Here is a 25,559-nt window from a genome sequence, read left to right as displayed (position 1 = left end):
TAGAGGATGGTAGTTTAATGCAAGGACTTCCTTTACTTAGTTTAGTAACTTTTCTCCCGATCTTGGGAATGATTCTAATTTTATTCATTCCCGGCAGACGTGAGAATTTAATAAAGTGGACAACTGCTGTAGTTACGTTTCTGCAATTAGTTGTTGCTATTATTTTGTGGCAGGGATTTAATTTCTCAGCTGGTGGAATTAATGATCCATCAAGTTTTCAATTCGTGGAGAAGTGGAGATGGATCGAAATTAAAGGTATGGCAGACTGGCTAGGCACAATTAAAATAGACTATTTCCTTGGGCTTGATGGTTTATCAATGCCCATGGTTGTTTTAACTGCTCTAATTTGTTTCCTCGCCACTTTTGCTTCTTGGAATATCAGTAAAGCAGTTAAAGGATATTTTGCATTATACTTACTACTCGATACAGGAATGATGGGATCTTTCCTTGCATTAGATTTCTTCCTGTTCTATGTTTTCTGGGAGTTAATGCTTCTGCCAATGTACTTCTTGATTGGAATTTGGGGCGGGCCTCGAAAAGAATATGCAGCTATTAAGTTCTTTATTTATACTCTGTTCGGTTCCGTCTTTATGCTCTTAGTAATGATTGGACTTTACTTCAGCGTTTATGAATTGATGCCAGATGGTTCTCAAGTTTTTTCATTCAACATGCTCACGATGATGAATCCTTCTAATTACGGACCGGAAGGAATTCTTTCGCCGCTGAATCCCAGTAATTTGCGTTTAATAGCTTATATCTTTTTATTTTTAGGATTTGCTATCAAAGTACCTATGTTCCCATTTCATACATGGCTTCCAGATGCGCACGTCGAAGCACCAACACCAATAAGTGTTATTCTTGCTGGAGTTTTACTTAAACTTGGAACTTACGGAATGCTTAGAATAAGCTTCCCGATCTTCCCGGAAATTACTATGCAGCTGGCGTATTGGATCGCTGTCTTTGGCATGATAAATATCATCTATGGTGCATTTTGCGCCATGGCTCAGAAGGATTTTAAAAAATTAATCGCATACTCGAGTGTCAGTCACATGGGTTATGTTTTGCTTGGGATGGCTTCACTCACATCACAAGGAATGGTTGGCGCTGTATTCCAAATGTTCAATCATGGGACCATTACAGCAATGCTCTTCTTAATCGTTGGAGTATTGTATGATAGAGCACACACTCGTGGAGTTGAAGATTTCGGCGGATTGGCGAATAAAATGCCTGTTTATACAGCAATCGTGACAATAGCTTTTTTTGCATCTCTTGGATTACCAGGATTAAGCGGATTTATCTCAGAAGCTTTTGTATTTCTTGGTGCATTCAGTGTAGATTCAATCCGAATTATCACCATTATCTCAACACTTGGAATTTTATTGACTGCTGCATACATGCTTTGGACACTGCAAAGAATTTTCTTCGGCAAGATGAATGAAAAGTGGGCTGGACTTACTGAGATAAATAAATTAGAACTATTTACACTTGTTCCACTTGCCTTAGTCGTGATTCTCTTTGGCATCTGGCCAAGTCCTATGCTCGATATGATGAACACATCATTAAATAAACTTGTTGAGCTTGTTGCCAATGCACAGGTTGTGTATTCAAATTTAGGAACGTTATAAAAGATTTAGGTTAAAATGGATCTATCTTATATTTGGAACTCATTACAATACTTTCAGGCTGAGATTGCATTATCTGTAGTTTTTGTCGTTTTGTTGTTGTTAGATCTTTTCTTCAGAAAATGGAAACTACTTCTCCCAATTGTTAGCATAATCGGATTCGGTGTTGTTGCGTATTTTATTTTTTCTACTCCAAATTCTCCAAATTTGATTTTCGGAGCAAAAGATAATCCCGACCTTGGAATGGTTGTGATCGATCCATTTGGAACCTTCTTTAAAGTAATTATTCTGCTTGCCACTTCCCTAACTGTTTTATTTTCACTCTCTTCAAAAGAAGTTGAAGAGTCAAAACAAAATCATGGTGAGTATTATGTCCTCCTTGCAGGTATGATGCTTGGAATGTTCATCATGACTTCTACCGTGGATTTACTTTTAATGTATCTTGCGATTGAAATGGTGAGTATCTCATCATATATCTTGGCTGGATTCACGCGTCAAGTCGCAAGATCCTCAGAAGCATCGTTGAAGTATATTATTTTTGGAGCTGTGGCCTCGGGTGCAATGCTGTATGGAATTTCCTTGATGTATGGGATGGTCGGAAGTACGAATATCTATGCGATCAATGCAATTTTGTCTTATAGCCAAGTTAATACTTTAACAATGGTATTTGCTGGTCTATTGATTATCGTGGGTCTTGGATTTAAGATTTCAATGGCTCCTTTTCATTTCTGGACACCTGACGTTTATGAAGGTGCTCCAATTACGATTACAGCGATTTTATCAGTTGCATCGAAAGCTGCTGGATTCGCAATTCTAATAAGATTTTTGAAAGTTGCATTCGTCGATGTAGCTTCCACGAATTTTCAATCTTCAGCTTGGGCTATTTTCGAATTTTTCGATTGGACTTATGTTATAGCCGGGCTGTCTGTATTAACTATGACTCTTGGAAATCTTGCAGCACTTTGGCAAGACAACTTGAAAAGAATGCTCGCTTACTCAAGTATAGCACATGCAGGCTATCTATTAATGGGAATTGTGATTCTTGATAACCAAGGCATCATGGCGATTTTAATTTATTTCGTCATTTACTTGTTCATGAATCTTGGTGCATTCTTTGTACTGATGTTGATCACAGATAAAACTGGCTCAGAGGAAATTGATACTTTTAATGGACTTGGTTTTAAAGCGCCATTTCTCTGTATATCTTTCACAATCTTTTTGATTTCGCTCACAGGAATCCCTCCCACTGCCGGATTTATTGGAAAACTTTATTTGTTTTCCGCACTCGTGAAAACAGAATGGATTTGGTTGGCCGTGATCGGAGTGCTGAACAGTGTTGTTTCACTCTATTACTACGTTAGAGTAATCAAACACATGTTTTTAAAGGATGCAACAGATGAAGTTACTATTCCAATTTCTTGGGGTAATATTGCTCTCGTATTTTTACTTGTCGCCCCGACAATCATATTGGGTGTGTATTTTCAACCGTTGGTTGAATATGCACAAAAATCAATTTCTATTTTGGGATTTTAATCGGAACAATTAAAATATTTTATTTGTTTTAGTAAATGAAAATCAGCGGTGATTTTCATTTGTTAGTAACTAATTTTTAATTAATATTCGTTGTATTGTTTCGATAAAGGAACAAATTTTTTAACGTGCAAATGAAATTTCCGATTTACCTTGATAACAATTCAACTACTCAAGTAGATCCAAGAGTTCTTGAAGAGATGCTTCCCTTTTTTTCAGAACGTTTTGGAAATTCTGCAAGCAAGCAGCATTCTTTTGGTTGGATTGCTGAAAGTGCCATAGACAGAGCAAGACAACGTATTGCATCTCTTTTAAATGCAAATCCAGAAGAGATTTTTTTTACAAGCGGTGCAACCGAATCTAATAATCTTGCCATTCTTGGTATTGCCCAAGCTTACCAAAGTAAAGGAAATCATATTGTTACTTCATCAATTGAGCACCCTTCAGTCCTCGAACCGTGTAAATCTCTTGGGGATAGAGGATTCAAGATATCTTATGTTCGAGTTGATGAATCTGGTAAAGTAAATCTGAAAGATCTAAAAGGATTAATTAATTCAAAAACAATTTTAGTCTCAATAATGGCTTCTAATAATGAGATAGGAACTATTCAACCTGTAGATGAAATTGCAAAAATTTGTAACGCTAAAAATGTTCTTTTTCATACTGACGCAGTCCAATCTTTAGGAAAAGTCAGTCTTGATGCTCAGAAGATTCAAGCCGATTTAATTTCGATCTCAGCCCATAAGATATACGGCCCCAAAGGGATTGGTGCCTTATTCATCAGAAAAAGAAAGCCGAGTATTCAGTTAAAACCAATTATTCATGGCGGTGGGCATGAAAAAGGTCTTAGATCGGGAACTTTGAATGTGCCTTGTGTTGTTGGATTCGGTAAGGTGTGCGAAATTGCATTGAACGAGATGGAAAATGAAACGTCGAAAATAAAATTGATGCAAAATAGATTGTTTGATTTTTTACTAAGTGGAATAGAAGATGTTAGCTTAAATGGGCATGAGATTGATCGTTTGCCAGGCAACTTAAACTTTAAGTTTAAGGATGTTAATGCAGATTTGTTATTAGCTGAAATAAAAGATGTAGCATTTTCAAGTGGATCAGCGTGTTCATCGGCTAAGGCAGAGCCATCGCATGTATTGAAGGCAATTGGATTGGCTAAAAATGAGATTCAAAATTCAATACGATTGAGCATTGGACGATTCAATACCGAAGATGAAATTGAATACGTTGGGAAGCGGTTCACCGAGACAGTAAAACGGATTAGAGATAAAATCGCAATTGATTAACGAAGAAATTTTATAGGAACAATTATGAAAGAACATAAAAAATTTATAACCTTTTTAGTCGAGAATCAAACAAGTCTGATGAATTATTTAAAATCACGATATCCAATGCATCACAAATCAAATGTCTTTTATCGTGATATTCAATATGGCATAAGGCACTTTCTGGAGAAAAAAGGAATGCAAGTCTCATATACGGATAGCGAATTGCTCGCAAATGAGATTATTAATTTACTTGAGAATGAAAATACACTGTTACGCGTCGGAAACATGAGTTGGGTGCTTAACTATCCTCAATTTGCCGTTTCGCAGTCCAATATACAATCACAAACGAATCATAATTAAACGGAGAATTTTTAATGGCTGAGATTACAACTGAACTAGGAGATCTTGAAGTTACTGATAAAGCATTGAACGAGATAAAAAAAATTATGACTGAGAATAAAATCACATCAGAAACGCACGGATTGAGACTTGGTGTTAAAGGAGGCGGATGCTCCGGATTAATCTACTCACTCGCATTTGATGCAAATAAAAAAGATAATGATCACATAATTGATATAGAAAATGTGAAATTATACATCGATCCGAAAAGTTTATTCTATCTTGGCGGCACTATTCTCGATTTTTCTGATGGTCTAAGTGGGCGTGGATTTGTATTCAACAATCCAAATGCTGCAAAGACCTGCGGATGCGGAAGTTCATTCTCAGTTTAGTAATAATCGAGATCTTAAGAAGTATAAAATTAATAAAAGGAGAAATATAAATGGCAAAATATGAATTACCAGCACTTCCATATTCGATAGAGGCATTGGAACCAAGTATTGATGCAATGACGATGGAAATCCATCACAGTCGGCATCATGCTGGATACGTTAATAACTTAAATAATGCAGTTGGTGGAAGCGAATTAGAAAAATCAACTATTGAAGAGATTTTGAAAAATATTTCAAAACATCCAACTGCCGTGCGAAACAACGGCGGCGGACATTATAATCATTCGCTCTTTTGGCAGGTTATGAAAAAAAATGGCGGAGGCACGCCCAAAACCGAATTATTAAAAGTGATCGAATCCAATTTCGGCTCGTTTGATTCATTTAAAGAAAAATTCTCAAATGCAGCTACAACGCGTTTTGGTTCAGGTTGGGCATGGCTTGTTGTTAATGAAGGAAAATTACTTGTCGGATCGACTCCAAATCAAGATAATCCACTCATGGACTTATCAGATGTGAAAGGTTTACCCATATTGGGACTCGATGTTTGGGAACATGCATACTATTTAAAATATCAAAACAAACGAGGTGATTATATTTCAGCTTGGTGGAACGTTGTAAATTGGGATGCTGTGACTGAGAAATACTTCGAAGCATTAAAATAAAACCAATGCTTAAATACCATTCCATTTGAAATTTAGAAGCCCAACTTTTTTTTAAATAAAAACAACTCTGCAGTTGGGCTTTTTAAATTCTCCACCCAAATATCTGTATCTTAATAAATCAAATCAATTTCTTATCTTTGTATCGATTTTATTTAGAATACGGAGATAAATTTGTCTGAATTTAAACCACGAGTAAGATTTGCTCCCTCTCCCACCGGTTATTTGCACGTCGGCGGTTTGAGAACCGCTTTATATAATTATTTATTTGCAAAAAAGAATAACGGAAAATTTATTTTAAGAATTGAAGATACCGACCAATCGCGTTACGTTGAAGGTGCTGTTGAAAATTTAGTATCAGCTTTGAGATGGGCTGGACTCGACTTTGATGAAGGTCCTGATGTCGGTGGAAATTTTGGTCCATACATGCAGTCTCAAAGGTTAGAGATTTACAAGCAACATGCGGAAGAACTAATTCGAGAAGGTGATGCTTATTACTGTTTCTGCACTCCCGAAAGATTAAAAGCCCTGCGCGAAGAACAAGAAAAACAAAAACTCCCTCAAGCTAAATATGACAAGCATTGTCTTTCTTTTTCAAAAAGTGAGCTTGAAGAAAAACTTGAACGAAAAATTCAATATGTGATCAGATTAAATGTTAAACCCGATCATAAAATTGTTTTTAACGATGTAATTCGTGAGCGAGTTGAATTTGACAGCAATAATATTGATGACCAAGTATTAATTAAAAGTGACGGCTTCCCCACTTATCATTTGGCTAATGTTGTTGATGATCATCTGATGGAGATCAGTCATGTAATCCGTGGTGAAGAATGGTTATCATCCACACCAAAACATGTTTTGCTCTATGATTCTTTCGGATGGGAACGACCTGTATTCGCGCATCTTCCGCTTCTATTAAATCCAGATAAATCAAAATTAAGCAAACGTCAAGGTGATGTAGCAGTTGAAGATTACCGTGATAAAGGTTACTTGAAAGAAGCACTTATAAATTTTGTTGCACTTCTCGGCTGGAATGCCGGTGATGACCGCGAATTTTATTACTTGGCTGAACTTGTCGATGCATTCTCACTTGAAAGGGTGAATAAAGCCGGTGCTGTATTTGATGTTGTAAAATTGAATTCATTAAATGCAGAACATTTGAGAAAACTAAATAATGCAGAAATCCTTCTACTTCTAAAAAAGGAATTTCTCAATTCTCAATTTGTCACTTTCAATTTATCAGACGATTACTTACTGAAGATTATAGAAGCAATGAAAGAGAGAGTTTCATTTGTTCGCGATTTTATAGATAACTGTAAATATTTTTATAAAGCGCCAGCTGAATATGAACAAAAAGCTGTCGAGAAAAATTGGAAACCGGAAACTTCCCATCAAATGAAAAAACTTCTTGAAACATTCGAAAAGTTAAACAATCCAAGTAAAGAAGACTATGAAAAAGCATTAACAATTGTCGCTGAAGAACTTGGAGTTGGGAAAGGAAAACTTATTCATCCACTCCGACTTGCAGTCAGCGGACAAAGCACCGGACCGGGAATGTTTGATTTACTAATTATATTAGGAAAAAATGAGGTTGTGAATCGAATTATAAGAGCAATAGATCTTTTAGTTTGATTTTAATCTGTGCCAATCATAATAATCAGTAGGCTATTTTTTCGTTTTTCCCCAGCTGTCTTTCAGTGTTACAGTCCTATTAAAAGATAATTTTTCTGGCGTTGTGTATTTAGTATCCACACAAAAATAACCGAGCCGTTCAAACTGAAATTTATCAAGTGGTTTTGCATTTTTAAGAAATGGTTCCACTTTTGCGTTTGAAATTATCTCCAAAGAATTTGGATTTATTTTATTCAGCCAATCTTCCGAAACGCCGGGATTTTCTAATGTAAACAATCTATCATAAAGTCGAACTTCGGTTTCAAGCGCATGTTTTGCAGAGACCCAATGGATAACTCCTTTCACTTTTTTTGTACTTGTTCCGCTGCCACTCTTCGTATCAGGATCGTATATGCATTTAAGCTCAACAACTTCCCCTTTTTCGTTCTTTATAACCTCTTCACATTTGATTATGTATGCATACCGTAAACGAACTTCTCCGCCTGGAATTAAACGATGAAAACCTTTAGGAGGATTTTCCATAAAGTCATCGCGATCAATGTAAAATTCATTTGAGAAAGGGATTTTTCGTGTGCCCATTTCCGGCTTTTCCGGATTGTTCACGGCCTCAAGTTCTTCTTCACCATCATAATTCATCAATACAACTTTAATTGGTTTGAGAACTGCCATAACTCTTTGAGCATTCTTGTTCAAATCATCCCGAATCGCAAACTCAAGTAATGCAATATCAGTTAGAGCATCACGTTTGGCAACACCGATCTTCTCTGCAAAATTTCTAATTGAATCCGGTGTATATCCTCTGCGTTTATAACCTGAAATTGTTGGCATTCGCGGATCGTCCCAACCATCAACATAACCTTCTTTAACAAGCTGAAGTAAGCGTCGTTTGCTCATAACGGTGAAGCTTAAGTTCAATCTTGCAAATTCAATTTGCTGCGGATGATGAACTTCAAGCTGCTCTAAATACCAATCGTAAAGCGGACGATGATTTTCAAACTCGAGCGTACAGATGGAGTGAGTTATTCGTTCAATTGAATCTTCATTTCCATGTGCCCAATCATAAGTTGGATAGATGCACCATTTATTTCCAGTTCGATGATGTTCTGCATGAACTATTCGGTACATAATTGGATCTCTTAAATTTAAGTTTGGAGAAGCCATATCAATTTTTGCACGCAAGGTTTTTGAGCCATTAGGGAACTCTCCATTTTTCATTTGTTCGAAGAGTTTTAGATTTTCTTCAGTTGACCTATTTCTGAACGGAGATTCCTTTCCAGGTTCAGTCAGTGTTCCGCGGGTTTCTCTAATTTCATCAGAGGACAACTCGCAAACGTAAGACTTCCCTTTTTTTATTAAGACAATTGCCCAGTCATACATCTGCTGGAAATAATCGGATGCATACAAGATTCTATCTTCAAAATCTGCTCCAAGCCATTTAACATCTTCAATTATTGATTCTACATATTCTGTTTCTTCTTTTTCTGGATTTGTATCGTCAAATCTGAGATTGAATTTTCCATTGTAATCACGCGCAATCCCATAATTCAAGCAGATTGATTTTGCATGCCCAATATGAAGATAACCATTCGGTTCAGGAGGAAAACGTGTATGAACTCTTCCTTTCCATTTGTTGGTTTTTAAATCTTCATCGATAATTTCATAGATGAAGTTTTTGGATTTGTTTGATGAAGTATTATCAATCATAATTGTCCAATAAATCTATAAAATATTTTAACTAACTTAATAATTTAATTTCAGCTGCTCAAGTTTAATAAAAAAAAAGGATTCAAAATGAATCCTATCTTTGTACCGAAGGCCGGGGTCGAACCGGCACGGAGTGTTAAGCTCCACTGGATTTTGAGTCCAGCGCGTCTGCCAATTCCGCCACTTCGGCATAATATTTATTCAAAATTAACCAAATTTTAGATTTTATAAAAATTGAATTCGTAATAAGTGAAGAAAAAATTATTGATCACTAGTCAAAGATATGGTCAGTTTTGATTTGAGAATGCCTGATTCTTAGAGCCATAAATTGTTATGATAAATAATGATTAAGTGTCATTCACTGATTTTTATCAATTCCACATCAAACACTAGTGTAGAATTTGCTGGAATTATATCTCCAATTGAACGAGAACCGTAAGCAAGGTTCGATGGAATAATTAATTTTCTCTTTCCCCCGACTTTCATATCGGATAAACCTTCCTCCCACCCTTTTATTACTTGTCCCATTCCAAGTTGGAATTCGAATGCTTCGTTTCTATCCAAAGAACTATCGAATTTCTTCCCAGAGATCAAATATCCAGTATAATGTACTGATAACTTGTGTCCTTTTGCCGCTGTGCTGCCTGTTCCAACTTCAGTGTCTATGTACTTCAATCCTGAAGGAAGCTCGGTTATAGTATTTGTTGTCGAATAACCAGGAAAATCGTTAACATTCTTTCCGCAGCCGATGAATAACAATATTGCCGAAACAGCTAAAGTGGTATGTATGTTTTTCATTAAATGATTATAATTAATTATAGATTAATGATTGTGGAGGTGCGGGGAGTCGAACCCCGGTCCGATGAAGAGCTCCAATAAACGTCTACATACGTATTCTGCTTTTTTGATTCACCTAAGAAGCTCCAACAGAAAGGATTTTCTTAAACTAATCTGTTAAAATTTAATCTCTCCCTCACAGATGAAGTTCGAGACGAGTCTGCCGTATACGTCGTTTCATAAAATTCTGACAGACGAGAAAATTATGAAACGTAGCTGCGTAAAATTAGGCAGCTAAAGCGTAATTATAGTTGTCTACTATTTTTTCCCGACTTTTTAACGTGCACTTCGGAAGCACGATACGCAGTTTACTGTCACTTCGACACCGTCGAAACCAATTTCACCCCCAATTCCACTTGAGATATGAAATCAGCCAGGAATAATTTCATAAATCAAAATGTAAAAGAGCTATTTGTTTTTCCACAAGCTGTCAGGAACATTATTAATTTTATTTTCGAATCTCGCAGCTACAAATAAGTAATCCGAAATACGGTTAATGTACCTAATCAAAATATCGAGATTATTTTCTTCCGAATCAATTGCAATAATTCTCCGTTCACATCTCCGGCAGATCGCTCGTGCAATATGCAAATGATTTGCTCCAACACATCCACCAGGAATAATAAAATTCTTTATTGGCTCTAACTGAGATTCGAGTGCATCAATTTCATTTTCGATTTGTTTAACCTCAGCATCAGAGATTTGTTCAATGTTTTTCAATTTTATTAATTGAGCTGGTGGAGTTGCAAGTCTTGCTCCGATGCTGAAGAGGTTACTCTGAATTTTGGAAACGACTTTTAATATTTGATCAGATTTAATGTGAACAATAGTTAAACCAAGAAAAGAATTCAATTCATCAACAGTTCCGTAAGCTTCGAGTCTTGGGTCATTTTTTTTTACCCTTTCACCGCCGAATAGACTCGAAGTCCCATCATCACCAGTCTTTGTATAAATTTTCATATTCTTATGTAGGGTAATTCTTGTAAATCAACTGTACAAAAACTTTCATCAACTGCTTTAATCTGAAGTTTGTCACCATTTCCGTTTAGTTTTAGTTTTTTTGAGATAAGTGCCAACCCAATCTGCCTTTTCAATCTGTATGAATTTACAATTGAAGTAATTTCTCCAACTTCTTCAGAGTTATAAAACAATTTTAAATCATTAGGGATAATCTCGCTGCCGAAGGCAACGCCAATTAAATTCTTTTGCACTTTATCATACGTTTCTAATCGTGCTATTACTTCTTGTCCGATGTAACATCCTTTAGTTGAGTTAACTGCATTCATCAAACCAATTTCATAAGGATTTACAGAATCATTTATTTCATTTGGATATGTTGGATGTCCTTGTTCAATTCGGATAATATTATATGCATCCTCACCGACGAACTTTGTCTCAAACATTTCCAAATTTGAATTCATGTAGCTTATAAGTGCAAATGCACTTTCTATCGGCGTCAATACTTCATATCCAGTGTTATTCTTGAAGATACTAGTTTTTATAATGAATGAAGTAAAATCTTGACTGAAATATTGATAGACTCTATCGAATTGTGCATTCTGAATTTGGTCATTGAAAAGCAAAGCCGAAAAAGATTCAACCTTGCTGCCAATAATTTTGAAATAACAGTACTTCCCTGAAATATTTTCGATTTGAACATCATCCATAATTATGTAGCGTTCAATCCAACGAAAAACTCTTTCTGCGTTATCGGGACTACCTATAAGAATTACTTCATCTTTCAGCCGAATTATTTTAAGTCTATCAATCACTCTTCCCTTCTCAGATAGAAGGAGTGTAGTTTTAGCAGCATAGTTTTGAAGCGAAAGTGTTTCATTCGTTGAAACTCTATTTAAAAACTCAAGAACATCTTTTCCTGTTAATTTAAAAATTGAATAATGTGATGCATCGTAAATACTGGCGGAGTCATAGAAAGATAAAGCTTCACTTCTTTCGTCATAGAATGCTTGGATTAATTCTTTTTCGCTAATTTTAATTTGAGGATATAAATTTTTAAATATTTCGAGCGTAGGATTCAGCATATGCAACAATTCTAATTATAATTCAACTCAATATTTCGATCGCTGGAATTAATTGGAGAGGAGTGGTGATAAACTAATTTTAATCCTGTATCATATTCTTTAAATATATTAGTCGAAGCAACAAAGGTTTGCGAAATACGATCGCGAGTAGAAACGAATATTTCTTCCACACATGTCACGACTCCTCCATTTTCAAAAACATTGACACGCGGATTTCGGATTGTAAATTTTAATAGAGAGTCACTGGCAAAGATTTTCTGCCAGCTGTCTTTAATCTTTTGCCAGCCAATAATAATTTCCCATCCCGGATGAATGCAAACTGCATTATCATCATTAGACCAAATGGTTTCCATTTTCTTTATATCTAAATTCTCAAATGCTGAATAAAATTCTTCATTGAGTTTAATTAATTCGTTTTTCATACGTGACAATTATTGTTTCGTAAAATCTTCCATGAATACTGCTGAACACATAATTCCCTTATGGAAATTATTAAGATCAAAGTGCTCATTCGGTGAATGTAAATTTTCAGTAGATAATCCGAAGCCCATTAACACGACTGGAGCTGATAGTAATCTGCTGAATTCAACTACAATCGGGATCGATCCGCCTTCACGAGTAAAGACAGGCGACTTACCAAATACGGATTTCATTGCACGAGCAGCAGACTGAATTGCTTTACCATCAATTGGAGTTAAAGCTGGTTCTCCGCCGTGCAATGCAGTACAAGTGTATTTAATAGATTTCGGCACAACTTTTTTCAAATATGCATTTAATAATTTTTCAATTTTTTTAGGTGTTTGATGAGGAACAAGACGCATACTGATTTTTGCATACGATTTGGAGGGCAAAACAGTCTTTGCACCCTGCCCGGTAAAACCACCCCAAATTCCATTAATTTCAAGAGATGGTCTCGCTCCGGTTCGTTCAAAAGTTGAAAAACCTTTCTCCCCAAAAAGTTCAGCTACTTCTAATTCTTTCATGTAAGCTTTTTCACTGAATTTCAATTTCTTGAAACCATCTCTTTCGGCTTTTGTTAATTTCAATACGTCGTCATAAAAACCGGGAATTGTGATTTTTCCATTTTTATCTTTCATACCGGATAGTAAATCACACATTGCTTGAAGCGGATTCATCACAGCACCGCCAAATGTTCCAGAATGAAGATCTCTATTGGGTCCGGTAAATTCAATTTGAAAATAAGCTAATCCGCGTAAAGAATATGTAATTGATGGTGTCTTCTCGCCGTACATCGAAGTATCGGATATCACAACAGTATCACATGCTAAAAGTTCTTTATTTGAAGCAATGGTCTTTGGTAAAGATGGACTGCCAATTTCTTCTTCTCCTTCGATGATAAATTTCACATTGACAGGAAGTTCGGTTGAAGTTGCTAAAAATGCTTCAACGCTTTTTAGATGAGTAAGTAATTGCCCTTTATCATCAGTTGCACCTCTCGCCCAAATTTTTCCTTCTCTTATTTCACCTGAAAATGGAGGCGAAGTCCAGAGGTCGATCGGATCGACAGGTTGAACATCATAATGTCCGTAAAATAATACTGTTGGTTTCTTAGGACTAACAATTTTATCTGCATATACAATCGGAAATCCTTCTTCATTTAAGACTTTAATATTGTCCAATCCCATAGCAGAAAATTTATCTTTAATAAATTGTGCACAACGTTCCATTTCAGATTTTTTTTCTGGATCAGAACTTATACTCTCAATGCTTAGAAATGATTGTAATTCGTTTATGTAGTTGCTGCTGTTACTATCAATGTAATTTAATACTGGCTGCATATTTTACCTAATTAGATTTGAATTGAACTTAAACAAAAGTGGAATGAAATCCCTATAATTTTTAGCATCAACAGGTTTTAATTGCCGTAAAATCTCTGTAGGTGGAATGTAGAATTTCTTCCATGGATCATCAATCGCATAGAAATAATTTTCGCTATCCATTGTGATGGATTCAATTGCACTTACGTATTGTAAATTAGCGTTACCGGGAACGTGTAAATTCAGTGGATGGATAGTTGATTCGAGAACCGAATAATCTTTATCAAATTTCAGTAAAAAAAGATTTTTATTATTGCGATCAATTCCGAGCAAATTGAAATCATCTTTTGCATATAATCCACATATCGTATGGATTTTCAAATTCTTGGTATGAATCTCACGAATGATCTTCAACGATTTTTTATCAACGACATAAAGGAAAGTGGAATCAAGAAATAATTCTCCAACGGAAGTACCTTCTAAACCAAGGAACAATCTATTTTCAGAAACTGCAACACCTTCAAAAGCAATATTTGGTTTGAAATGTTCACTCAATATTTTCCATTCTGGAAATTCAATTTTTTTAATTTCTTTAATCTCGTCTTGAAAAATGTTGTTGTCTTTAAATATTAGCTCAAACAATCCGGCTTCATCCATGAAATTCGGCCCGTTTCCTTCAACAGAAAGATAGACTTTGTTCAGTTTTGTATCGTAAACAATCTCTTCAAAATCCCATTTATCATAATGTTTGAGAACTTTTTTTACTTTTTCATCAAGCTTCACTTTTTCAAGTTTCACTTTGTTCTCTTTTAATTTCATGTGATAAATGTCACCGATATCATCGCAAATTAGAAAGAATTTTTCTGTACCTTTAAACCCAATAAATGTTATTCCTGAGGTTTGATCGGTTCGTTGTGAACCATCTTTTAACCAAATCGGGAATCCTTTTTCTGGCTTTAGTTTTATCCCCTTTGGAATAAATCCTACCAAAAAAGCTATACTGAATAAAAACACAACTGGGAAACGCATATTGTCATTCAAATTTACAAAGATTAAAAAATGATTCCAAATCAGTGAATTGAGGTTTGATTGACAGAATTTTATTAACTAATTTCAAACTAAAATTTATAGTATGGCAACCCTAATTAAAAGCATTTCAGGTATTCGCGGCATTGTCGGTGATGGTCTATCTCCGGAAAATTTAATTAAGTTCACAGGTGCGTATGCTGAATTCTGTAATTTTGGAAAAATTATCGTAGGGAGAGATTCGAGAATCACAGGCGACTTTATCAGAAACATAGTAATTGGTACACTCAATTCACTCGGATGCGATGTAATTGATCTAGGAATTTGTCCCACTCCAACAGTTGAAATTTACGTCAACCACGAAAAAGCAAATGGAGGGATAATTATCACCGCAAGTCATAATCCCATTGAATATAATGCACTTAAACTTCTGAATTCAACCGGAATGTTTTTATCTCCCTCTGAAGCAAAAAAATATTTTCAATTAGTTGATTCTTATGAGCTAAAATGTAACTCGTGGGACTCTATTGGTAAAACGAAAATAGTTCATAATTCATGGACACTGCATTTAGAAAATATTTACGCTCTTCCAATTATTGATGTAGATTTGATTCGGAGTAAAAAATTTAATGTACTTGTGGACTGCGTCAATGGTGCGGGTATTGATGTAGTTCCTAAACTTTTAACTGATTTAGGATGTTCTGTCACAAAATACAATTGTGATTCAAGCGGAGTATTCCCTAGAAATCCTGAACCCATTCCAGAGAATTTAACTTCCACGATTAGTATTGCCAAAGAAGGAAATTTTGATTTTACAGTAATAGTTGATCCAGATGTCGATAGACTTGTATTATTAACCGATCAAGGGGAACCATTTGGGGAAGAGAATACTATCGCACTAGTCGCAGATTATGTTCTTTCAAAATCTCTTGGTGATGTAGTGATAAATCTTTCAACGACTAGATCAGTTGAAGATATAGCAAAACAGTATAAAGTGAAGGTTCATCGTACACCTGTTGGTGAAATAAATGTATCAACTAAGATGAAGGAAGTCTCCGCGGTTATCGGTGGAGAGGGAAGCGGTGGAGTGATTTATCCCCCGCTCTTATTTGGAAGAGATGCTTTAGTTGGGATTGCATTAGTTCTTCAAAGTTTAAGTGAGTCAAATAAAAAGTTAAGTACAATAAAAAATGAGATGCCTCAATACAATATTGTTAAGGATAAATTCAAAGTTAGTTCAATAAATCCTAATGATGTTTTGGCACATTTCATACAAACATTTTCAAATGAAAAAATGAACACAAGTGATGGAGTTAGAATAGACTTTGAAGACCATTGGATTCACATAAGAAAATCTAATACTGAACCGATAGTTAGATTAATTGTTGAAGCAAAAACAGAAAATGAAGCAAAGAATTACATGAGTCGATACAAGAGATTAATTTCTGATTTAAAATAATTTCTGTCTCTTTTTCAAAAATGCTAAAAGTGCTTTGTCATAGGGTTGATCAGTCGTAATAAGGTTATATTCAATCTGATTATTGCCGCATTCTGTGGAGAATTCTTTTATGAACGTCTGAAATAATGCTTTGTAGCTTTTTTGAATATGGAATGGCTGCGTCAGAAGTTCTTCTTCAGTTTCTAGGTCTTTAAAAATCGAGTCCCTGCCAAAATTAAAATCAAGTTCCTGACGATCGAGAATTTGAAAAACAATTATCTCATTCTTTTTAGACTTGAATCTTTTAATCGCTGAAAGCACTTTTTGTAAATCATCAAAAAAATCTGATATGATAATTACCAATCCGCGATTTTTTATTTTCTCAGATATCTGATTTAAACATTCCGCAGAATATGTAGCATTGTTCGGCTGTAAAGCTGAAAGACTTTTGAGAATATCTATCAAGTTATTTCGCGATGCGCGTGGTGGAATTATGTTATCCAGTTTTGTCGAATACTGTACTAAACCAACTGAATCGCTTTGATTGATCATTAAGTAAGCTAATGCTGCAGCGAGAATAGAACCGTATTGATACTTTGTTATTGTTCCGCTGCTAAATGCCATTGATCGGCTTGAGTCGAGAATAACATATGCTTTAAGATTCGTTTCTTCTTCATACTGTTTGATAAAATATTTATCAGTTTTTGCGAATACTTTCCAATCGATTCGAGAAATTTCATCACCCGGCATATATTGCCTGTGCTGAGAAAATTCTACACTGAAGCCGTGATATGGGCTTCTGTGTAGTCCAATCATAAATCCTTCCACAACGAGACGTGCTTTTAAATCAAGCCCATCGATTTTCGAAATAAAATGCGGATCTAATAGTTTTCTATAATCCTGCTGAAATTTCATTTAGATGAGACTTTGTTCGGCTCCATCAATCCTTTTGAGGAGAGTATTTCTTCGGGTGTTTTTCCCAAATTATTTATTTCCTCTCGAACAGAGGCAGCAAGTTCATGATCATGATATATTTTAATGAATCGTTTGTAATGTATTGCTGCTGCGTCATAATCTTTCAGCAATTCAGATGAGACAAATCCAGCCATGAATAATGCATGCGGAGCCTTTTCAGAATTCGGAAAATCATATTGAACTTTCAAATATAATTCAACAGATTTTTTGTAATTCTCAATCTGCATCTCTTTGTCGGCTTGCTTGTTCTGCAAAATATCAGCCATTAAAAATAAAGATTCGGCTGCCAATTCAGATTGCGGATGTTCGTCTACAAGCTGCTCAAAATATTTATATGCTTGTTCGACATTATTATTTCTAAACTCTTCAATTCCAAGTTTATATAAATCTTCATCTGATGTTTTAGAACATGATATGACTAGGACAGATAAAACAGATAACCAGATGACTTTTTTTATCATTTTTACTCCATTATTTTTTTCAAATTTAATTTTTTACCCTAAGATAGACAAGCAATTAGGTATAATTATAATTTATTCTGATAATAAAAGATAGACCAAAACTCCAAAATTAACTTGCAGCATACCTGAAAATATTGCTGAATAATTGTCATACTTCTTTACTAATCTTGAATCATGCTCAGATGGTTCTTCTGAATAAAAATATTTATTAGCTTCCTGCTTGAAATATGCTGAGAGACTTCCAAAGACAACCGCAGATCCAAGAAGTATATATTTAATGTTTTTGTTTATGAAATTATTATTTAAAGATTTATCGAGCTCCAAATCATAAATTAAATTTGTTTGCAGTTCATTCGGTGAAATATACTTTGTCAAGTAGTTTTCCTTTTTTATGAACAATGAATCTCGATCATTCAACAGATTCATATTTAAATAGTATGGAGTTAATCCAAATAATTGAGAATTCAAATACACACTCGCATCAGAAGGTTTAGAATAAATCAAAGTCATCGTAGGGGTAGGAAATACCAATACAGTATCTGAAACAATGCCTACAGTCGTATCAATTGAGATCCTATTCCAGGAATTATTGGCTGAAAAAATTAAATCGATTTTATATTTATTTGGTGCCAACCTTAATTCAAAAACAGAATCTTCACCTATTATGCACGAATCAAGATACAAAACCGCTTTTGATTCTAAATTAATTCTAACATTTTTCACCTCCTCAGCAAATCCGATGCAGCTCATGCAAAATAGAATCACAATAATAATTGAAATATTATGATTTATTCTTTCTATCATTCTTGAAATTCTAAATCCTAAAAATTTCTCAGCTTTAACCATACCTACTTCACTGCATATGCAATAATCAAATCATCGTCACAGCCGAAGATCAGTTTATTATCAATGTAAACTGGAGATAATTTAATTCTGCCTGGAAATTCAATTTTCTTCAGAATCGAGCCATCTTGTTTATCCAGCACAATTACATTCTTATTGAGAACTGGAACAATCAATTTGTTTTTAAAAGTTAGTATAGAATTATTTACTAATCCTCCAGCACTTATTTGCCAGTGAACTGTTCCATCATTCTTGTCAATCGCAAAAATATCTCCTTTGCGAGTCCCAATAAAAGTATGTTTAAAATCAATTGAAGGTAGTGCAGAGATGCTCGATCTGCATTCGAGCTTCCAAATTTTCTGCCCTGTACGTAAATCGATTTTATAAAAATCTCCATTTTCATTACCGAAATATGCAAATTCTCCATCGATTGTTGTTCCAGAAAATATTGAATATTTTGAATCGAACTTCCATTGCAATTTTCCTGAATTAAACTCGAGACAGTATATACTCCCATCAATTCCTCCAATTAAAATCACGTTCCCATTTGATGAAGGTTTTGAGTAGAATTTTGTTGGAAAATTCTTTTTCCAAATAATTGATTTATCGCGATTTAATAAAATTACTGAGCCATCGGTAGATGCAAGAAAAACATAATCACCTATTGAAACTATTTCACTCTCAACCGATGAGTGCAGCTCATAATTTCGATTTTCTTTACCATTTACGAAGTCATACCAGATGATATTTCTAGATTTAGATATTTTTGCCGAAGTAGCAATTACAATTTCGTTTTCACGAATTTGAATAGAAGAATAAATCGGTGCCTTAACATCCAATTCTCCAATCTTATTGCCTGAATTTAATTCGATTGCATGTACTCTGCCTCTTAAATTTCCGACAAAAATAATACTGTCTTTGACAGTTACTGATGTCAGAGAAGTCCCCGCTGATGTTGAATACTCCCAGAGTTTAGAAAAGTCATTTCCTAAATTCTCGTCTACATAAAAACTTCTTGATGGTATTTTACCAAAGGAAGTCCATTCAAGTACATTTTCCAAATTATGGCCTAATTGGATTTTACTGCTGCAAGAATTAAAAGTCATAGCCACTAATAAGGTGACTGAAGTTCTAAAAATCCCAACCAAAGAAGAATTGATAAAAGAGTCCTTTCTGAAAAGTTTTTAAATTATTCTCTATTTTTTTTCCAATATCATATCGCAATACGATTGCACCGAACAAATTTAGTCTAAGTCCAAAACCAACACTGCCAAGGGTTTGTTTATATTGTTCGTCCCAGGCAGAACCAAAATCACTAAAGAGTGCTCCTCTAAATTCATAGAGATTTAATTTCCCAAATGGAAAACCAATTGTTAAAACATCAATAAGTGGGAATCTGAATTCAAACGAAGTAAGCCAAAGTTTTTCACCTCGAATCGACCAGCGCGGCCAACCTCGTAAATCCCAATTGCCTCCCATAAAAAATCTTCTTGCCTCTCTGCCATGATTATAAAATAATTGGAACCTTGATGCAAAGGCACTTTTCAGTCCCAATCTAAAATAATTCCTATAATCAGTCATCACTGTATAATAATTCACATTGGAGAATTTTATGTCATTGGTCTGAGCGAGTAAGAATAAAAATCGATGACCGTCAATCGGACCGGACGAAACCCATATACTATTATCAAAAATGTAAGAGATTGAATTAGTAAGTAAGAGAGCTTTTCTATGCTTTAAGACTCCAAAAACTTCTTTGCTTGAGTTCGCTAAACTGACCGAGGCTTCCAACCTCCTAAAAAATGAAAGAGGATAACTCAATCCAAAATAAGCTCCATAACTTCGTTCGTAGAAATATTCATCCGAATCTCGAATATCATAACGTCTTCCGGAAAAATGATAAATACCGTAGGCGTAATTTGTTTTCTGTCCTAAAGATAAACGTGTAAAAGCTACATTGAAACTTTCAAGGAAATCCTCTGTAGTATATGCGTTATTATAAACAAGAAAATAATATTGATCGTCGCCAAGCAGATCACTCAGTGTGAGTACTGCTCCGCCGGCAGTTCCGTATACAGGATTAGTTGCAATTTGACTCTGGGCAATATCAACATTATAATTTCTTTCATATTTGTAGCGCTCTTTTATTCCAACAGCCTCAATCTTCTGTACAGTCCAATTTTCTTTAAGTGGATCGAATTTAAATTCATAAACCTCATTCAGAGAATCGACAGATAAATTATAGTCCGTAAACTTGTAAATTTGAAAACTGAAATTTTCAAATGCGCCGAATAAAATTGCATTATCCTCTGCTACATTTGCATCGAATGCCGAGGTTGTAAATTTTGTTACTCGATGCATTCCATTTGCAAACGAAACCTTTCCATCATCATAATTGACTTTTAACGTCCAAAGATTTTTTACACCATCAATCTCATTCGAGAAAATCAAGTTTTCTCCATTATTAGTAAAGATTGGATTTGTACTGTTATAAGGTGTAAATGTAATATAATCTATTAAAAAGGAATTAACGTTTATAGAAAACAAATTATAATTTCCAGGTCCATTCCCTGCTGTCCGATCAGAAGAGAAAACAATCTCGTTACCTGTCTTACTAAAAATCGGTTGACGGTCATCATAGTAATCGTTGGTTAATCTGATAAGCTCTTTACTATCGAGATTGTAATAATAAATATCAGCATAACCTTTGCGGTCCACACCGCTGAAAGTTATTTTTCTGCTGTCGTCAGACCAAGAGGGAGAGCTAATACTTACAATTTCCTCAAAGCGGTAGGTTCGCAACAGTATCCATTTGTAAACATCAAAAACTTGAATCACATCTGTTGAACCATATTTAGTACTTAGAGCTAATGAACCTTGTTTAGAAATCTTAAAGTTCGTTCCAAAAAGATGAAAAGATTCAAGTTCGTCCGATTTTTCTCCGCGTAAAACAAGTTGGACTGTTTTTTCTGCCTCTGTAGTATCATATCTCATTCTATAAATTGAAGCATAGCCATCGCGGTTTGCCAAAAAATAAATCCACTTCTGATCACCAATTTCGAAATAATTAGGACTAAAATTAAATCCTTCGATAGTTAGTCTTTCTCCCTTAACACTTGGCGGATCTTTATGAGTTAAATACGGAAAATATTCTTTTTTAAGCGCATATAACCATTCCTTGTCAAATTCTTTATAGTCTTTTCCGAGTGTGAGCTCCCAAACCTCTTCGAAGTTAGTTGATTTCCAAAAATTTTCAAGTAAAAGAAAAATAGCGTGTTCACCGTAGTTTTTTGCGACGAATTGCAATACTTTCTGTCCAGCTTTATACATTAAAAAAGATCCAAATATTTTATCCATATCAGAAAGTCCGACTATGTAATCGTTCAAAACTGCATCACGCATAACCATTTCTGCTTGACTGTCCCACTCAGTTGACCAATATTCTGCTAATCCTTCAACAAACCAAAGAGGTGGAAGTTGATCGGTGATCATTCTCCTATCTTTTAGGATTCTGTAAATCTTGTTAGTCATGAAAACATGCACTAATTCATGTTTGATAACATGCCTAAATTGCGAAAGCGAGCCGTCGCTTGGAATTACTACTCGCCCTTTTACAAATTCAAAAAAACCTCCGACACCTTCTGGAAGCAAACCAGGAATTGTATTTGTCTGTTGAAAATGTAAATGAGTGTTATAGAATATTAATGGAATTCGCTGCTGCACATAATGATTAAATTTAACTTGAAGATCTAAATAGGCATCCTCGGCATACTTTGCACCAATTTCTGCTATTTCTGTGAATTCCGGATAATAGTAAATATCGAAATGTTCGGTCTTGATTACATGCCAATCGAAATTTGTATACTGGACTTTGTTCCTGCCGAAATAACTGAATTGAGCGGAACCCTCATTTAGGTTTAGAAATAAAAAAAATAAAATGTAGAGATATTTTAATCTAAATTTCAGCAAGCGAGTTTTTTAGTGTATTAATGTTCTTTATTGGTGTAGGATCAACTCTCCTTAACACCGCTAAATAAAAACTAATCCAATCTAAATAATAAATCAAATCAATAATTCGTTCCTCAAAAGTTTTTTCGTTGCTCTTTATTTCAATTATTTCAAATCCTGATTCACGAAGTATTTTCTCAGTAATTTCAAATCTTAATAAGTTTCTTGGATGATCTTCTTCATCTATAATTTGCAGCAATTTTGCATTAAAGTTTGATGGATTGAACTTTTCCCATCCAATGATTTCGTTATGGTTTAATTCCGGGATAATTCCGCTGTAACTAAGCACTTTAGAGTTTTCTGCCAATTGACATCGAAATCTTACATTAATTGATTGCAATAAATCGCTTGAGTGAATAACAGGAAAATATCCAATGAGTTTCTCTGCAACTTGATACGGACTGCTGTTACTTTTTGAATAAAGTTCGGAATTCTTGAGTACTGAACTATAAATCTTGTCTATAGTCTCTTTCTTAATTTCAGCTAAGCCGGATTTGTCCAGGAAGTTTAATAGATTAAAAAACATTAATCCCAAAGCACATCTGGGCTGGTAACCGCTGGGAACTTTAATATGCAGATTCCTATTTTCAGTTGAAAGTTTTTCAATTATGCTGCCAGAACCGATAGATACAATTTTACATTTTCGAGCTAATGCTTCCTTATAAGCAGAAATAGTCTCCTCCGTGTTCCCAGAATAGCTGCAAGCAAGAACCAAAGTACTATCATTGGCAAAAGTCGGAAGGTTATAATTCCTATTAACTTGAAATGGCAATTGAATTTGCTTATGCAAAAAAGTAAGCGCAACATCCCCTGAAATTGCTGAACCACCCAACCCGGTTAGAACAATATTTTTAATATTGATGTATGCAGCTTTATCCAGTTCGATTAGATTATTCCATGCGGTTTTAATTTGTTCAGGAAAATTTACAAGGACGTCATACATATCACCGGAATCATGTTGCTTATATGGATTCATTAGTCGTACTCCCATTTAATTTTCTTTAAATATTTATTACAAAGTTTTATAATTTCTATGTGAGATTTATAAAGTAAACATTCTTGAGTTAATTCCTTTAGCTCAGAGATATTCGAACTTCTAATTAACTTTTTTATCTCTGGAAGATAATGTTCATTAACACTCAATTCGTCAAATCCAAGACCAACCAATAATGGGACAGCCAAATAGTTTGATGCTAACTCTCCGCAAATGCTGACTTTTAGATTTTCATTGTGAGCGCCGTCAATTATCATTTTTAACGCTCTTAGCACAGCAGGATGAAATTCTTGAAATTTATCTGAGACAACTTCATTCCCACGATCAACAGCTAAGATATATTGAGTTAAATCATTCGTCCCTACGCTGATAAAATCTACTTCCTTGGCAAAATCTGAAATACAAAATGCAATTGATGGAACTTCCGCCATAATGCCTACCTCAATATTCTTATCGAAAGGAATGCTTGCAGATTGTAATTTAAATTTAACCTTTTCGAGAATAACTTTTGATTGCCTGATTTCTTCGATTGTGCTAATCATTGGCAACATGATCTTAACATTTTTATGAACGCTTGAGATCAAAATGGCCTGAAGTTGTTCTTCGAATATATGAGATTTATCGAGCATCATCCGAATGCCTCGCCAGCCTAAAAATGGATTTTTCTCATGATAATCTTCAAGTAACAGCTTGTCACCCCCCAAGTCAAAGGTGCGAATGACCACCGTTTCAGGATACATTTTCTCTGCTAATGTTGAATAAGTCTCTATCTGCTCTGCTTCAGTTGGAAAATTGCCTCTGAGAAAAAATAATTCTTCAGTGCGAAATAATCCGATTCCCTCTGCACCGTTTGCAATTGCGAAATCAACTTCATCAACTAATTCGATATTTGAATTTAATCTAATCCTATGGCCATCAAAAGTTTCTGCAGGTAAGTTTTTGATCTCTTTAAGTTTCTCATGATTTCTACTGAAGGATTTAATTTTTTTGCTGTAAAAGTTTAATAGAACTTCATCTGGATTAATAATTACAAAACCATTAAATCCATCGATGATTAGTTGAACTTCATCGGATATCTTACTCATCGCCCCATGCAAACCAACTACGGCTGGTATGTTTAATGCGCGAGATATTATTGCAGCATGTGAAGTAATCCCGCCGAATTCAGATACATATGCTAAAACCTCGTTTCGAGAAAAAAGCAAAGTATCAGCAGGTGTTAGACTATGAGCAACAATTATCACCGAATGCTTAAGTCGCGATTCCCATCTTTTCTTTCTTAGGTTGCGTATTAATCGAGATTTGAGATCTTCGATATCCGCTGCTCTCTCAAGCAAGATTTGATCATCAGACTGCTTCATCACGGAGATGTATTTTGAGAACTCTTTATCAACAGAATATTCTGCCGAAAATCTGTTATTTTTAATATTCTCCAAAATAGGACCAAATAGAAGTTGATCATCGAGTATTAAGGCATGTGCCTCGAAAATTCCGGCAGTTCGTTCGCCGATTTTTTCCCTTGAGATTGAGATAATTTTCGAAAGTTCTTTTTTTGATTTTTCGATTGCTGATTCAAGATTGAGAAGCTCTTCAGATGGATCTAAAACAACTGAAGGAAATGTTTCAATTTTATCACGGTGATAAATGTGTGCTGGTCCAATCGCATAACCTGGTGCAGCAGGAAGCCCTTTAAGTACAATCACACCATTTTTGTTGTAAGTTTCGATTTGATTAAAGTTCATCAAAACCCCTTTTGAAGTAGTCTTCTATTTCAGCTGCGGCTTCTGACTCATCCTCACCCTCAAATTGAAGTGTCAGCTTGCTCCCCTGTTCAGCGCACAACGTCATAACTCCAATAATACTTTTCCCATTAATCGACATGTCATCCTGATAAATATAAAAATCCGATTTAAATTTGGATGCAAGTTTCACTAATGTTGCTGCAGGTCTCGTATGCAATCCTGCTCGATTCACTATTTCAACTTTTTTATTTATCAAT

General features: G+C 34.9%; 23 protein-coding genes, 1 tRNA gene and 1 other RNA gene. 8 read left to right on the top strand and 17 right to left on the bottom strand.

Translation table 11 applies throughout. The features are described 5' to 3' along the window. Positions 1 to 17: 17 nt before the first annotated feature. From FJ213_00270 to FJ213_00240, 7 genes are all read left to right on the top strand, one after another. Positions 18 to 1,625, top strand: coding sequence for an NADH-quinone oxidoreductase subunit M (locus FJ213_00270; protein MBM4174600.1), 1,608 nt, complete (start codon positions 18 to 20; stop codon positions 1,623 to 1,625). Between the two features lie 15 nt (positions 1,626 to 1,640). Then, positions 1,641 to 3,155, top strand: coding sequence for an NADH-quinone oxidoreductase subunit N (locus tag FJ213_00265; GenBank protein MBM4174599.1), 1,515 nt, complete (start codon positions 1,641 to 1,643; stop codon positions 3,153 to 3,155). Positions 3,156 to 3,286: 131 nt separating this feature from the next. Beyond that, complete coding sequence (locus tag FJ213_00260) at positions 3,287 to 4,450, top strand: cysteine desulfurase (GenBank protein MBM4174598.1); 1,164 nt, start codon at positions 3,287 to 3,289, stop codon at positions 4,448 to 4,450. A 24-nt stretch (positions 4,451 to 4,474) separates the two neighbouring features. Then, positions 4,475 to 4,792 carry a hypothetical protein gene (locus tag FJ213_00255; GenBank protein MBM4174597.1) on the top strand — a complete coding sequence of 106 codons (318 nt, stop codon included), beginning with the start codon at positions 4,475 to 4,477 and terminating at the stop codon, positions 4,790 to 4,792. Between the two features lie 14 nt (positions 4,793 to 4,806). Continuing rightward, positions 4,807 to 5,163 (top strand): iron-sulfur cluster assembly accessory protein, encoded by a 357-nt coding sequence (locus tag FJ213_00250; protein ID MBM4174596.1) that lies wholly within the window; start codon positions 4,807 to 4,809, stop codon positions 5,161 to 5,163. A 50-nt stretch (positions 5,164 to 5,213) separates the two neighbouring features. Continuing rightward, entirely contained in the window at positions 5,214 to 5,825 is a 612-nt protein-coding gene (locus FJ213_00245; GenBank protein MBM4174595.1) for a superoxide dismutase, read from the top strand. Positions 5,826 to 5,996: 171 nt separating this feature from the next. After that, positions 5,997 to 7,454 carry a glutamate--tRNA ligase gene (locus tag FJ213_00240; GenBank protein MBM4174594.1) on the top strand — a complete coding sequence of 486 codons (1,458 nt, stop codon included), beginning with the start codon at positions 5,997 to 5,999 and terminating at the stop codon, positions 7,452 to 7,454. A 33-nt stretch (positions 7,455 to 7,487) separates the two neighbouring features. Here the strand turns inward: FJ213_00240 and FJ213_00235 are convergent, their stop codons facing one another. The 9 genes from FJ213_00235 to FJ213_00195 form a co-directional block, all read right to left on the bottom strand. Beyond that, positions 7,488 to 9,158 carry a glutamine--tRNA ligase/YqeY domain fusion protein gene (locus FJ213_00235; protein MBM4174593.1) on the bottom strand — a complete coding sequence of 557 codons (1,671 nt, stop codon included), beginning with the start codon at positions 9,156 to 9,158 and terminating at the stop codon, positions 7,488 to 7,490. A gap of 100 nt (positions 9,159 to 9,258) precedes the next feature. Further along, positions 9,259 to 9,348 (bottom strand) — tRNA-Leu (locus FJ213_00230). 164 nt (positions 9,349 to 9,512) lie between these two features. Then, the gene (locus tag FJ213_00225; protein ID MBM4174592.1) at positions 9,513 to 9,956 is read right to left on the bottom strand and encodes an FKBP-type peptidyl-prolyl cis-trans isomerase; all 444 of its coding nucleotides are present in this window, start codon (positions 9,954 to 9,956) and stop codon (positions 9,513 to 9,515) included. Positions 9,957 to 9,987: 31 nt separating this feature from the next. Next, positions 9,988 to 10,343: a transfer-messenger RNA gene (gene ssrA / locus FJ213_00220) on the bottom strand. A gap of 60 nt (positions 10,344 to 10,403) precedes the next feature. Beyond that, positions 10,404 to 10,955, bottom strand: coding sequence for a cob(I)yrinic acid a,c-diamide adenosyltransferase (locus FJ213_00215; protein MBM4174591.1), 552 nt, complete (start codon positions 10,953 to 10,955; stop codon positions 10,404 to 10,406). Next, a complete protein-coding gene (locus FJ213_00210; protein ID MBM4174590.1) occupies positions 10,952 to 12,037 on the bottom strand; it encodes an aminomethyl transferase family protein in 1,086 nt (361 codons plus the stop codon). The genes FJ213_00215 and FJ213_00210 overlap by 4 nt, the downstream gene beginning before the upstream one ends. Before the next feature lie 11 nt (positions 12,038 to 12,048). Next, positions 12,049 to 12,459: a nuclear transport factor 2 family protein gene (locus FJ213_00205; protein ID MBM4174589.1), complete on the bottom strand. Its 411-nt coding sequence runs from the start codon at positions 12,457 to 12,459 to the stop codon at positions 12,049 to 12,051. 9 nt (positions 12,460 to 12,468) lie between these two features. Next, entirely contained in the window at positions 12,469 to 13,836 is a 1,368-nt protein-coding gene (locus FJ213_00200; GenBank protein ID MBM4174588.1) for a dipeptidase, read from the bottom strand. Between the two features lie 3 nt (positions 13,837 to 13,839). Then, positions 13,840 to 14,844 carry a hypothetical protein gene (locus FJ213_00195; protein ID MBM4174587.1) on the bottom strand — a complete coding sequence of 335 codons (1,005 nt, stop codon included), beginning with the start codon at positions 14,842 to 14,844 and terminating at the stop codon, positions 13,840 to 13,842. 103 nt (positions 14,845 to 14,947) lie between these two features. On the opposite strand from FJ213_00195, the gene glmM reads away from it, so the two are divergent. Further along, complete coding sequence (gene glmM, locus FJ213_00190) at positions 14,948 to 16,300, top strand: phosphoglucosamine mutase (GenBank protein ID MBM4174586.1); 1,353 nt, start codon at positions 14,948 to 14,950, stop codon at positions 16,298 to 16,300. Here glmM and FJ213_00185 read toward each other — a convergent pair. From FJ213_00185 to FJ213_00150, 8 genes are all read right to left on the bottom strand, one after another. Continuing rightward, entirely contained in the window at positions 16,292 to 17,194 is a 903-nt protein-coding gene (locus FJ213_00185; GenBank protein MBM4174585.1) for a DUF58 domain-containing protein, read from the bottom strand. The genes glmM and FJ213_00185 overlap by 9 nt on opposite strands. Then, entirely contained in the window at positions 17,191 to 17,715 is a 525-nt protein-coding gene (locus FJ213_00180; protein MBM4174584.1) for a tetratricopeptide repeat protein, read from the bottom strand. The genes FJ213_00185 and FJ213_00180 overlap by 4 nt, the downstream gene beginning before the upstream one ends. Positions 17,716 to 17,787: 72 nt before the next feature. Further along, positions 17,788 to 18,561 carry a hypothetical protein gene (locus tag FJ213_00175; GenBank protein MBM4174583.1) on the bottom strand — a complete coding sequence of 258 codons (774 nt, stop codon included), beginning with the start codon at positions 18,559 to 18,561 and terminating at the stop codon, positions 17,788 to 17,790. Between the two features lie 2 nt (positions 18,562 to 18,563). Then, positions 18,564 to 19,664: a hypothetical protein gene (locus FJ213_00170; protein MBM4174582.1), complete on the bottom strand. Its 1,101-nt coding sequence runs from the start codon at positions 19,662 to 19,664 to the stop codon at positions 18,564 to 18,566. 25 nt (positions 19,665 to 19,689) lie between these two features. Continuing rightward, on the bottom strand, positions 19,690 to 22,524 hold the full coding sequence (locus tag FJ213_00165; GenBank protein MBM4174581.1) for a hypothetical protein: 2,835 nt from the start codon (positions 22,522 to 22,524) through the stop codon (positions 19,690 to 19,692). Further along, positions 22,514 to 23,557 (bottom strand): bifunctional phosphoglucose/phosphomannose isomerase, encoded by a 1,044-nt coding sequence (locus FJ213_00160; GenBank protein ID MBM4174580.1) that lies wholly within the window; start codon positions 23,555 to 23,557, stop codon positions 22,514 to 22,516. The genes FJ213_00165 and FJ213_00160 overlap by 11 nt, the downstream gene beginning before the upstream one ends. Next, on the bottom strand, positions 23,542 to 25,302 hold the full coding sequence (ptsP, locus tag FJ213_00155) for a phosphoenolpyruvate--protein phosphotransferase (protein MBM4174579.1): 1,761 nt from the start codon (positions 25,300 to 25,302) through the stop codon (positions 23,542 to 23,544). The genes FJ213_00160 and ptsP overlap by 16 nt, the downstream gene beginning before the upstream one ends. Then, entirely contained in the window at positions 25,292 to 25,558 is a 267-nt protein-coding gene (locus FJ213_00150) for an HPr family phosphocarrier protein (GenBank protein MBM4174578.1), read from the bottom strand. Before FJ213_00150 ends, ptsP begins: the two co-directional genes overlap by 11 nt. Position 25,559 lies beyond the last annotated feature (1 nt).

It is taken from the genome of Ignavibacteria bacterium, from assembly GCA_016873845.1.
Classification (GTDB): Bacteria; Bacteroidota; Ignavibacteria; order Ch128b; family Ch128b; genus JAHJVF01.
The sequence above is the reverse complement of the archived record's forward strand: the minus strand, read 5'-3'. Positions and strand labels throughout refer to the sequence as shown.

Excerpts from the sequence above, each read along its gene's own strand:
- FJ213_00270 (MBM4174600.1), top strand. The coding sequence starts at position 18 with ATGCAAGGACTTCCTTTACTTAGTTTAGTAACTTTTCTCCCGATCTTG.
- FJ213_00265 (MBM4174599.1), top strand. The coding sequence starts at position 1,641 with ATGGATCTATCTTATATTTGGAACTCATTACAATACTTTCAGGCTGAG.
- FJ213_00260 (MBM4174598.1), top strand. The coding sequence starts at position 3,287 with ATGAAATTTCCGATTTACCTTGATAACAATTCAACTACTCAAGTAGAT.
- FJ213_00255 (MBM4174597.1), top strand. The coding sequence starts at position 4,475 with ATGAAAGAACATAAAAAATTTATAACCTTTTTAGTCGAGAATCAAACA.
- FJ213_00250 (MBM4174596.1), top strand. The coding sequence starts at position 4,807 with ATGGCTGAGATTACAACTGAACTAGGAGATCTTGAAGTTACTGATAAA.
- FJ213_00245 (MBM4174595.1), top strand. The coding sequence starts at position 5,214 with ATGGCAAAATATGAATTACCAGCACTTCCATATTCGATAGAGGCATTG.
- FJ213_00235 (MBM4174593.1), bottom strand. The coding sequence starts at position 9,158 with ATGATTGATAATACTTCATCAAACAAATCCAAAAACTTCATCTATGAA.
- FJ213_00225 (MBM4174592.1), bottom strand. The coding sequence starts at position 9,956 with ATGAAAAACATACATACCACTTTAGCTGTTTCGGCAATATTGTTATTC.
- FJ213_00215 (MBM4174591.1), bottom strand. The coding sequence starts at position 10,955 with ATGAAAATTTATACAAAGACTGGTGATGATGGGACTTCGAGTCTATTC.
- FJ213_00210 (MBM4174590.1), bottom strand. The coding sequence starts at position 12,037 with ATGCTGAATCCTACGCTCGAAATATTTAAAAATTTATATCCTCAAATT.
- FJ213_00205 (MBM4174589.1), bottom strand. The coding sequence starts at position 12,459 with ATGAAAAACGAATTAATTAAACTCAATGAAGAATTTTATTCAGCATTT.
- FJ213_00200 (MBM4174588.1), bottom strand. The coding sequence starts at position 13,836 with ATGCAGCCAGTATTAAATTACATTGATAGTAACAGCAGCAACTACATA.
- FJ213_00195 (MBM4174587.1), bottom strand. The coding sequence starts at position 14,844 with ATGCGTTTCCCAGTTGTGTTTTTATTCAGTATAGCTTTTTTGGTAGGA.
- glmM (MBM4174586.1), top strand. The coding sequence starts at position 14,948 with ATGGCAACCCTAATTAAAAGCATTTCAGGTATTCGCGGCATTGTCGGT.
- FJ213_00185 (MBM4174585.1), bottom strand. The coding sequence starts at position 17,194 with ATGAAATTTCAGCAGGATTATAGAAAACTATTAGATCCGCATTTTATT.
- FJ213_00180 (MBM4174584.1), bottom strand. The coding sequence starts at position 17,715 with ATGATAAAAAAAGTCATCTGGTTATCTGTTTTATCTGTCCTAGTCATA.
- FJ213_00175 (MBM4174583.1), bottom strand. The coding sequence starts at position 18,561 with ATGGTTAAAGCTGAGAAATTTTTAGGATTTAGAATTTCAAGAATGATA.
- FJ213_00170 (MBM4174582.1), bottom strand. The coding sequence starts at position 19,664 with ATGACTTTTAATTCTTGCAGCAGTAAAATCCAATTAGGCCATAATTTG.
- FJ213_00160 (MBM4174580.1), bottom strand. The coding sequence starts at position 23,557 with ATGGGAGTACGACTAATGAATCCATATAAGCAACATGATTCCGGTGAT.
- ptsP (MBM4174579.1), bottom strand. The coding sequence starts at position 25,302 with ATGAACTTTAATCAAATCGAAACTTACAACAAAAATGGTGTGATTGTA.